Source organism: Actinophytocola sp. (genome assembly GCF_050699935.1).
GTDB lineage: Bacteria > Actinomycetota > Actinomycetes > Mycobacteriales > Pseudonocardiaceae > Actinophytocola.
Genome location: NZ_JBOHGB010000267.1, coordinates 1 through 4,134 on the forward strand (window position 1 = coordinate 1; position 4,134 = coordinate 4,134).

The 4,134-nt window shown below is 71.0% G+C and carries 5 protein-coding genes and 2 pseudogenes; 6 read left to right on the plus strand and 1 reads right to left on the minus strand.

Features of this window, described 5'->3' with window-relative positions; genetic code table 11:
- From ACRDTB_RS37490 to ACRDTB_RS37515, 6 genes and pseudogenes are all read left to right on the plus strand, one after another.
- Window positions 1-1,240: pseudogene (locus ACRDTB_RS37490) on the plus strand (helicase); the annotation flags it as partial.
- 13 nt (window positions 1,241-1,253) lie between these two features.
- Window positions 1,254-1,853 (plus strand): hypothetical protein, encoded by a 600-nt coding sequence (locus tag ACRDTB_RS37495; RefSeq protein ID WP_431437013.1) that lies wholly within the window; start codon window positions 1,254-1,256, stop codon window positions 1,851-1,853.
- A gap of 106 nt (window positions 1,854-1,959) precedes the next feature.
- Entirely contained in the window at window positions 1,960-2,328 is a 369-nt protein-coding gene (locus ACRDTB_RS37500) for a hypothetical protein (protein ID WP_431437014.1), read from the plus strand.
- Window positions 2,325-2,507, plus strand: a complete 183-nt coding sequence (locus ACRDTB_RS37505) for a hypothetical protein (protein ID WP_431437015.1) — start codon at window positions 2,325-2,327, stop codon at window positions 2,505-2,507. Before ACRDTB_RS37500 ends, ACRDTB_RS37505 begins: the two co-directional genes overlap by 4 nt.
- Before the next feature lie 77 nt (window positions 2,508-2,584).
- Window positions 2,585-2,638, plus strand: a pseudogene (locus ACRDTB_RS37510) (NUDIX hydrolase); the annotation flags it as partial.
- Between the two features lie 50 nt (window positions 2,639-2,688).
- Complete coding sequence (locus ACRDTB_RS37515) at window positions 2,689-2,970, plus strand: hypothetical protein (RefSeq protein ID WP_431437017.1); 282 nt, start codon at window positions 2,689-2,691, stop codon at window positions 2,968-2,970.
- Between the two features lie 18 nt (window positions 2,971-2,988).
- On the opposite strand, the gene ACRDTB_RS37520 is transcribed toward ACRDTB_RS37515, so the two are convergent.
- On the minus strand, window positions 2,989-4,134 hold a 1,146-nt coding region (locus ACRDTB_RS37520), incomplete at its 5' end, for a cytochrome P450 (RefSeq protein ID WP_431437016.1).

The window sequence follows — 4,134 nt, forward strand, 5'->3', positions numbered from 1 at the left end:
AGCGACCGGGGTGCGGCACAACCAGGCACGGCCGACCTTCCGCGACTCGCTGATCCTGGACCTCGCCGTGCAGGCGGTGGACCGGATCGGCGGGGACTGGCTCGACACCCGCGACGTGGCGGGGCTGTCCGACGAGCTGCGCTCGGACGTGCGCTCGGAGCTGTCCCGCAGCCACGAGCTGTCGGTGGCGGTGAACAGGCTCTGGCCTCGCCTCACGCCGTACGGGCTGCTGGCCGAGCTGTACGGCTCGTCCGAGCGCCTGGCCACGGCGTGCGACGGCGTCCTCGAGCCGCACGAGCGGGACGCGCTGTACCGCGAGGCCGGCTCGGACTGGACGGTGTCGGACGTGCCGCTGCTGGACGAGTCGGTGGAGCTGCTCGGCCCGCTGACCCGCGACGACGGCGCCGCCGAGCGCATCCGCCGGGCCGAGCGCCGCTACGCCCGCGGGGTGCTGGACATCCTCGACACCGAGGAGGATCCGGACGGCGAGGTGCTGCGCGCGGTCGACCTGATCGACGTCGAGCGGCTCGTCGAGCGGCACGAGGAGCGCGACCACCGGACGCTGGCCGAGCGCGCGGCGGCCGATCGCGAGTGGACCTACGGGCACGTGGTCGTCGACGAGGCGCAGGAGCTGTCCGAGATGGACTGGCGGGTCGTGATGCGGCGCTGCCCCAGCCGGTCCATGACCATCGTGGGCGACCTCGCGCAGCGCGAGTCGCCGGCGGGCGCGCGCAGCTGGGCGACGATGCTGGAGGAGTACGTCCCGTCCCGGTGGACCTACCGCCAGCTGACGATCAACTACCGGATGCCGGCGGAGATCATGGAGGTGGCCGCGCAGGTTCTGGTCGAGCTGGACCCGTCGCTGCAGCCCCCGAAGTCCGTGCGGTACGGCGACTTCAGGCCGTGGTCGGCCCGGACCACGCCCGGCGCGCTCGCGGCGCGGGTCGCGGAGCTCGCGCGCGCCGAGTCCGCCGAGATCGGCGCCGGCACGCTGGCCGTCATCGCGCCGGAGGGCCTGGACCTCGGTATAGACGCAGGCATGTCCGCGGTGACCCCGCGTGCCGCGAAGGGCCTCGAGTACGACGCGGTGATCATCGTGGAGCCGCTGCGCATCCTCGCGGGCGAGCCGTCCGGCCCCGCCGACCTGTACGTGGCGCTCACCCGGGCGACCCGGCGGCTCGGCGTCGTGCACACCGAGGACCTGCCCGAGCCCTTGCGCTCGCTGGAGCCGCGGACCTGACGTGAGGTTACTCTTGGTCGTCGATCGACTGTCGAGTGTGGTGAGCGAGTGGGTACGAGAATGGCGCGCACGGGGCTGGAAGCGCATCAGGCAACGCCGGCTGAGCTTCGAGGAGTTCACCGAGCAACGGGAGGCGTTCGCTCGGCGCAGCGGCGAGCCAGGCACGTTGAGTTACCGCCATGTGCAGCGACTTGCCGCCGGCCAGTTCGCGCCCGACCAGTTGCGACCACCGACCGCACGTCTCCTGGAGCGTTTCTTCGAGGCCCCGATCGAGGAACTGCTTACGGCACCTGATGCCGTCGAGTATGCCCGCCATGCTTCGAGTGGTCTCGTCGACGCGAACTCCGTGCATCCGCGGTCACCCGCGGTCGCTGAACTGCATGCTGTTCTCGCGGACTACTCGCACCGAGCGTCGGGCTCCGGTTCGGCGAGGGACGCCGAACCGGTGTCGCTGAGCGACATCGAACAGTTCTCGTCGATGCGCAGGGGCCGTACAGGCTTGTTCGGGCCAGGAGTGGGTCGAGGCCTGCGGACTGCTGGCGTTGTCGTATCAGGTCGCCGCGGCCGTCCTGTCGAAGACCGGCGATGCGAACCTCGCCTGGCTGGCGGCTGATCGTGGACTGATGGCGGCAGAGAGATCGGACAGTCCTGCCATCCGTGCGTCGCTCGTGCGCTCAGTTGCGTTCGCCCTTGCTGCGACCGGGCAGCTTGAGGCGGCCATGCGGTTGGTCGAGTCCGGTGCACAGGAACTGGAGGGGGACGTCGGCGACGACCAGGCAGCGATGTCGGTCTACGGCATGCTGTTCCTGGCGGGTGCGATGGCCGCGGCCCGCTTCGGCGATGGTGTGAAGGCGGCTGGCTACCTGCGGGAGGCGGACCGTGCGGCCCAGCGGTTGGGGCGGGATGCCAATCATCTGTGGACCGCGTTCGGTCCGACCAACGTGGCCATCCACAGGGTCAACGTCGCCGCGGAGTTGGGCGACCTGGGGACCGTGCTGAGCAATGGTCGGTCGCTCGACACCCGCGCGGTTCCGGTCGAGCGGCGGGCTCGGCACCTGCTCGACGTCGCGCGCGGGCGTCCAGCATGACCGGGCGGCGCGACGACGCGCTGCACACGGTGCCGGACGCCGAGCGGATGGCGCCGGAACACGTGCGCCACCACTACCTGTCTCGAAAGGTCGTGACGAACCTCGTTCAGCGGTCTGTCGGGAGACCTTCGGTCGAGTTGGAGAAGCTCGCGCAACGGGTCACCGGGTCGGTGCGGTGACCAGCCCCGCGGACGGGTTCGCGACGCCCCGGCTCGCCTCGGGAGCACTGTTCGTGCACGGCGACAAGGTCCTGCTCGTGCGCAAGACCTACGGCAACCGGTGGGACATTCCGGGTGGCTACGTCGACCGGGGCGAGTCGCCGGCGGCGGCGTGTGAACGCGAGGTGCGTGAGGAGTTGGGGTGGAGCGAGCCGTCCGGCGGTTGCTGGTGCACGACTGGGCCCCGAGCGACGCGGAGGGCGACAAGATCCTCTACGTCTTCGACTGCGGTCCGCTCGGCCATGACGAGCAGGCGATCCGCCTCGATGGCGTCGAGATCGACCGGACCGAGTGGGTCGCCGTCGCAAACCTGGCTCGCTACGTGATCACACGGCTGGAGCGCCGCCTGACCAACGCACACCGTGCCTACGCCACCGGCACGACCTCGTACCTGGAGCACGGGGAACCTGTGCGGCACCGGTAGAGGCGGGGAACGCGCGGGTCAGCGAGCGCGGAGGTCCACGGGTAGGCCGTCGGTGGGCACGGGCAGGGCGGTCGGGTCCCAGCGGACGGAGTAGCCCGGCGGGACCGTCCACTCGAACCGCCGGACCAGCTCGTGCACCAGGTACTTCACCTCGTACATGCCGAAGTGCATGCCGATGCACTTGTGCACCCCGCCGCCGAACGGCATCCACGCGAAGCGGTGCACCTTGTCCTCGCGCCGCCCCTCGGCGAACCGCTCGGGGTCGAACCGGTGCGGGTCCGGCCAGTACTCCGCCAGCAGGTGGTTGACCCACGGGGTGACCACGACCAGCGTGTCCGCCGGCACGTAGTGGCCGAGCAGGTCGGTGTCGGCCACGGTCTTGCGCACCAGCGTGGGCACCGGCGCCACCAGCCGCAGCGACTCCTTGATCACCAGGTCCAGTGCGGGCAACCGGTCCAGCGCGGCCGTGTCGAGCGGTCCGTCGCCGAGGGCGAGCGACTCGGTGCGCACCTTGTCCTGCCACTCCGGGTACTTGCCGAGGTAGTAGGCGACCGCGGTCGTGGTGATCGTCGACGTGTCGTGCGCGGCCATCATCAGGAAGATCATGTGGTTGACGACGTCGTCGTCGCTGAACATCTCGCCGTCGTCGGTGCGGGCGTGGCACAGGGCGGCGAACAGGTCGTCGGAGTCCGAGGCGCGCTTGGTCGGCAGGCCGCGCCGGAAGTAGTCCTCCAGCACCCGGCGGCCGCGCAGCCCCGCGCCCCAGCGGCCGACCGGCAGCCGGATGAGCGCGGTGCCGGCCCGCACCGTGTCGACGAACGCGCGGGTGAGCCGGGAGCTGTCCGCGCCGAGCTCGCCGGCCATGAACACGGCGGTCGCGATGTCGAGCGTGAGCCGCTTGAGCGCCGGGTACACGGCGAACCGCTCGTCCGGCCGCCAGCCCGCCAGCCCGTGCCGGGCCACCTCGCCGATGCGGCCGAGGTAGGCCGCCAGGCGCTCGCTGGTGAACGCCTGCTGCATGAGCCGGCGGTGGTAGAGGTGCTCGTCGAAGTCCAGCAGCATCAGGCCGCGGTTGAAGAACGGGCCGATGAAGTAGGTCCAGCCCTGCTGGGAGTACGCCTTGTCCTTGTTCGCCAGCACGACCTGCGCCGCCTCGGGCCCGGC